This window comes from uncultured Sphingomonas sp. (assembly GCF_946477935.1).
Lineage (GTDB): Bacteria > Pseudomonadota > Alphaproteobacteria > Sphingomonadales > Sphingomonadaceae > Sphingomonas.
Genome location: NZ_CAMLAC010000239.1, coordinates 1 through 5,505 on the forward strand (window position 1 = coordinate 1; position 5,505 = coordinate 5,505).

Sequence of the window (5,505 nt, forward strand, 5' to 3'; positions counted from 1 at the left end):
CCCCCAGCCCCTCCCCTGAAGGGGAGGGGCTTTTCGGGTATCAGGCCAGGGTGCGGACGTTGGGTTCGCGGTCCCAGTAGCGTTTTTTGGCGGCGTTTATGAAGGCGTCCAGCGCGACCACGCCTTCGTCGGGTTCTACGCCGGCCTTGTCGAGCAAGGGTTGCGAGGCGGCGTTGCGGCCGATCGCCTTCAGGTGGCCGAAGGCATCCATGACGAACTGCACGGCGGCGCCTTCCTTGACCAGCTTGGCGCAGGCGTCTTCGCTCAGGATTACCGCGATCGCATCGACGGTGACGGAGGGCTGGCCGAACAGTTGCGCATCGGCCTTGACCTTCGACCCGTCGGAGAGCGGCACGGCGCCGACCTTGGGGGCGATCAGCATCGGGGTGCCGCCGGCATCCTCGACACCGGACTTCACCGCTTTGAACTCGGCCGCATCGGTGCCGTCGGCGATCAGGATGCCGACGGTGCGGCCCTTCAGCGTATGCTTTTCCAGCGGACCGCGGATGATGCGCAGCGCAGGAGAGACATCCATGTCGATCACCGGGGCGGCGGTGGGCGATGCTTCGGGCAGGTCCATGGCGAGGCCATCGGCGACGCGGGTCGCCAGCGCCTCATCGACGTTGCGCAGATTCGCCATCATCTGGATGCGGACATGTTCCAGCGACACCTTGGACAGCTCGAACACGATCGCGGAGGCGAGATGGGCCTGCTCGGCCGGGTCGAGCGAGCGGAAGAACAGGCGCGCCTGGCTGTAATGATCGGCGAAGCTTTCGGGGCGGATACGCAGCTTGGCGCCCTCTTCCTCCGACGGGTAGGTCTTGAAGCCAGCGGGGTCTTCGCGCGGGCCGCCGGGTTCGCCCGCCAGATGCAGGCTGTTGGGCTCGTAATTGGCGCGGCCCTTGAACACCTGCATCTGCATGTGGCCATCGCGCTGGAGGTTGGCGAAGGGGTGATCGCCGGGAACGTTCTTCGGCTGGTTGACCGGGATCTGGGTGAAATTGACCCCGCCGAGACGCGATAGCTGCGTGTCGAGATAGGAAAAGAGCCGGCCCTGGAGCAGCGGATCGTTGGTGAAGTCGATGCCCGGCACGACGTTGCTGGGGCAATAGGCGACCTGCTCGGTCTCCGCGAAGAAATTGTCGGGATAACGGTCGAGCACCATGCGGCCGACGATCTTCACCGGGAGGATTTCCTCCGGAATGATCTTGGTCGAATCGAGCACGTCATAGGGCTGCGCGTTGGCGAATTCCTCGTCGAAGAGCTGCACGCCCAGCTCCCATTCGGGGAAGTCGCCGCGGCCGATCCGCTCGAACAGGTCGCGGCGCTGGAAATCGGGATCGGCGCCGGCGATCTTCACCGTCTCGTCCCAGACGGTCGATTGCAGGCCCGCCTTGGGCTTCCAGTGGAACTTCACAAAGGTCGACTGGCCCGCCTTGTTGACGAAGCGGAAGGTGTGGATGCCAAAGCCCTCCATCGTCGCGAAGCTGCGCGGCAGGGTGCGGTCCGACATCGCCCACATGATCATGTGGGTCGATTCGGGCATCAGCGAGATGAAGTCCCAGAAGGTGTCGTGCGCGGTCGCGGCCTGCGGATAGCCGCGATCCGCCTCCATCTTGGCGGCGTGGATCAGGTCGGGGAACTTGATCGCGTCCTGGATGAAGAAGACCGGGATGTTGTTGCCGACGAGATCCCAGTTGCCCTGCTTGGTGTAGAATTTCACCGCGAAGCCGCGCACGTCGCGCGGGGTATCTACCGAGCCGGCGCCGCCCGCGACCGTGGAGAAGCGGGTGAAGACCGGCACGCGCTCGCCGGGGCGCTGGAAGAGGTCGGCGGTGGTGATGTTGGAGAGCGATTCGGTCAGCTCGAAATAGCCGTGCGCGCCGGTGCCGCGGGCGTGGACGATCCGCTCCGGAATACGTTCGTGATCGAAATGGTTGATCTTCTCGCGGTAGACATGGTCCTCGAGGAGCACGGGACCGCGCGGGCCAGCCTTGAGCTGGTTCTGATTGTCGGCGATCGCGACGCCCTGGTTTGTCGTGAGGACCGGATGATCGGCGTCGGTGCGCTGATGCGTCTCGCCGCCGTTGCCGGCGTTCAGGGCGTCATGATCCATGATATTGCTCCAGGTAAGGCTTTGCCTCGCTCAACGAGCGGGGTGCCGAATGGAGCCTGTTGCGAATCGATTGCTTTTGGGGTGACGCTCGGGGTGTCGCACTGCTGGGTGGCCCCTCTCCCCGAAGGGGAGAGGGAGTAGGTGGGGTCAGCCGTCGCTGACGCGTTCGATGTCGGCGCCGACGGCGGAGAGTTTTTCCTCCAGGCGCTCGTAACCGCGGTCGAGGTGATAGACGCGGGCGACGGAGGTTTCGCCCTCCGCAGCGAGGCCGGCGATGATGAGGCTCATCGAGGCGCGCAGGTCGGTCGCCATGACGGGGGCGCCGACCAGCGGCTCGCCGCCCTTCACCATTGCGGTGCGGCCGTGGACCTGCACGTTGGCGCCCATGCGGGCGAGTTCGGGGACGTGCATGTAGCGGTTTTCGAAGATCGTTTCGGTCAGCACGCTGGTCCCCTCCGCCTTCAGCAGCATCGCCATGAACTGCGCCTGCATGTCGGTGGCGAAGCCGGGGAAGGGGGCGGTGGAGAGGGTCAGCGGCTTCAACGGGCCATCGGCGTTGATGCGGATCGCGCCGGGCTTTTCCTCGACCGTCACGCCGGCTTCGCGCAGCGCGGCGAGGGTCGCCTCCATATCGGGGGCGTGCGCGCCGACCAGTTCGATGTCGCCGCCGGTGATCGCCGCGGCACAGGCATAGGAGCCCGCCTCGATCCGGTCGGGCATGACGGAATAGGTCGCGCCGTGCAGACGATCGACACCCTCGATCGTCAGCGTCTCGGTACCGATACCGTCGATCCTGGCGCCCATCGCGACGAGGAGGTTGCACAGGTCGACAATCTCGGGCTCACGCGCGGCGTTGCCGATCACGCTGGTGCCGGCCGCAGTGGCGGCGGCCATCAGCACGTTTTCGGTCGCGCCGACCGAGACGACGGGGAAGGTGTAGCGGCCACCGGAGAGCCGGCCACCGGGCGCGGACGCCTCGACATAGCCGGCGGTCAGCTCGATCTGCGCGCCGATCGCCTCCAGCGCCTTCAGGTGAAGGTCGATCGGGCGATTGCCGATCGCGCAGCCGCCGGGCAGCGACACGCGCGCGACGCCGGCGCGCGCCAGGATGGGACCAAGGACAAGGATGGAGGCGCGCATCTTGCGCACGATGTCATACGGCGCCTCGGTCGAGGTCAGGCGGCCGGCGCGGATCGTCATGACCCGGCCGAACTCGTCAGGACGCGTGCCCTCGATCGACGTCGATGCCCCCAACTGATTGAGAAGGTGGCCGAACCCGTCGACATCGGCCAGGCGCGGCAGGTTGCGCAGCGTCAGCGGCTCGTCGGTCAGCAGCGCGCAGGGGAGAAGCGTGAGTGCGGCGTTCTTGGCACCGGAGATCGGGAGGCGCCCGGCGAGCCGCTGCCCGCCGCGAATGAGAATGCGATCCATCCCCCGTCCCTAGCGCAAGCAAGGACGAAGCGCCAAGGCTCCTGTCCCTCTTGATCGATATCAATGCAGGCAAATCCCTTCCTTGGCTAAGGCTCGGAGCCGATTGGGGGAATAGGAATAGTGCCACGCAGCGGCCTCGCCGATCGCTTCCACCGACTGGTCGAATTGACCCCGGGTGAACGCAACACTTTGATCCAGTTGGAAGAGCGGACGCGCACCGTATCACGGGGCGCGGTGTTGCTGCGCGAACATGACCGGATGGACGAGCTGTTCGTCGTGCGCGAAGGCATGATGATGGCGTACGTCCTGCTGGACGATGGCAGCCGGCAGATCGTGCGATTCCTGTTCCCGGGCGATATCTTCGCCTTGTCGGCGCTGGTCTATCGCGGATCACCGGACACGGTGGTGGCCTTGTCGACGGCGGTGCTGTCGGTGATCGACCGGCCGGCGATCGCGCGACTGTCGGAGGAGCATCCGCGATTACTCTGCCTGCTGCTGGTGCTGAACCAAATCGAGCGGGTGGCGGCGACGGACCGGATGGCGGGGCTGGGGCGGACATCGGCGCGGGCGCGTGTCGCGACGTTGCTGCTCGACCTGCGCAACCGGATGCGGCACGCCGACATGGATATCGACGCGATCTTCCCCCTGCGCCTGACGCAAGAAGAGATTGGCGATGCGACGGGGCTGACCGCGGTACACGTCAACCGGATGCTGCGGCAGTTGGAGGAAGACGGGATGATCGCGCGCGAATCAGGGCGCGTCGTGATCCGCGACGAGGCCGCGCTGGCGCGCGAGACCAATTATGTCGACCGGTACAACAAGCTGGACCTGGGATGGCTGCCGCCGGGGCGGTAGGTGACCGGCCCTAGACCCTTCGGAACAGGGGGGTCAGGCCTTTTCCAGCGTGCATTGCAGGGGGTGCTGGTTGGCGCGGGCGAAGTCGATCACCTGGCCGACCTTGGTTTCCGCCACCTCGTAGGAAAAGACACCGCACACACCCACGCCGCGCTGATGGACGTGGAGCATGACGCGGGTCGCCTCCTCCATGTTCATCCGGAAGAAGCGCTGGAGACACAGCACGACGAATTCCATCGGCGTGTAGTCGTCGTTGAGCATCAGGACGCGGTAGGGCGTCGGCTGTTTGGTGCGGGTACGCGTGCGCGTGGCGACGCCGAGACCCGAGCCGCCCCCGGAGCCGCCATTGCCGTCGTCGTCGGTGCCGTCGCCATCTCGGCGATCAGCCATGGTTGTTGTAAGCCGCTGCATGACAGGATTGAAAATATGGCATGCGCGGGGGCCGGCACAAGGGGCTGAACCGGCGGATGCGGCGATTCATCCGGCAGCGGCCGCATTTCGCGCTGGCGTGGATCAAAGAAAAGGGCGGCCGTCCGGTTGGACGACCGCCCCATTGCCCAAGGCCCCGTGCCTGAAGCCCGGCGCCCGAGCGGTGCGCGTCAGGCGCTGATCTTCATCTTTTCGGCGGCGACCGCGAAGCGGTTGCTGAGCGGCTGGGCGATCTCGCCGGCCAGCTTCAGCATCGTCTCGGTCGACTTCGACGTTTCGGCGACCAGCGTGTCGAAGCTGGTGCGGGCATAATCCGACTGCAGCTTCATGAACTCGGTCGGCGACTTGGCGCTGGCCAGCGTCTTCCACGCCTGGGTCGTGCTCTCGAAGCTGCGCTTGGCATAGTCGGCGGCACCCTGGCCGAGATGCTCGAAGCCGCGTGCCGCGATGCGCGACGATTCGACCAGCGCTTCCAGATTGTCCTTGTTGAACGCGGCCGCGTCCTCAAGCATGCGGGCGCTCTTGTCCATCGCCGCCTGGGTACGGGTCGAGGCCTCACCGAACATGGCCTGGGTCTTCGTCGTGGCGTTTTCGATCGTCGCTTCCATCACGTCTTCCTTGGCTTCGATTTCCGCCGGAACCGCGGCGGTCGGGGGAGTCGGTTGGTCCGGCTC

General features: G+C 66.0%; 5 protein-coding genes. 1 reads left to right on the forward strand and 4 read right to left on the reverse strand.

Annotation, left to right across the window (positions count from 1 at the left end):
* Positions 1-40: 40 nt before the first annotated feature.
* Complete coding sequence (locus Q0U08_RS17415) at positions 41-2,116, reverse strand: catalase (protein ID WP_298092897.1); 2,076 nt, start codon at positions 2,114-2,116, stop codon at positions 41-43.
* A gap of 147 nt (positions 2,117-2,263) precedes the next feature.
* Positions 2,264-3,547 (reverse strand): UDP-N-acetylglucosamine 1-carboxyvinyltransferase, encoded by a 1,284-nt coding sequence (murA, locus tag Q0U08_RS17420; protein WP_298092898.1) that lies wholly within the window; start codon positions 3,545-3,547, stop codon positions 2,264-2,266.
* A gap of 120 nt (positions 3,548-3,667) precedes the next feature.
* On the opposite strand from murA, the gene Q0U08_RS17425 reads away from it, so the two are divergent.
* A complete protein-coding gene (locus Q0U08_RS17425; protein ID WP_298092899.1) occupies positions 3,668-4,402 on the forward strand; it encodes a Crp/Fnr family transcriptional regulator in 735 nt (244 codons plus the stop codon).
* Positions 4,403-4,435: 33 nt separating this feature from the next.
* On the opposite strand, the gene clpS is transcribed toward Q0U08_RS17425, so the two are convergent.
* Both clpS and Q0U08_RS17435 read right to left on the reverse strand, forming a co-directional pair.
* A complete protein-coding gene (clpS, locus tag Q0U08_RS17430) occupies positions 4,436-4,792 on the reverse strand; it encodes an ATP-dependent Clp protease adapter ClpS (protein ID WP_112384142.1) in 357 nt (118 codons plus the stop codon).
* 209 nt (positions 4,793-5,001) lie between these two features.
* The coding region (locus Q0U08_RS17435) for a phasin family protein (RefSeq protein ID WP_298092900.1) at positions 5,002-5,505 on the reverse strand (504 nt) is incomplete at its 5' end.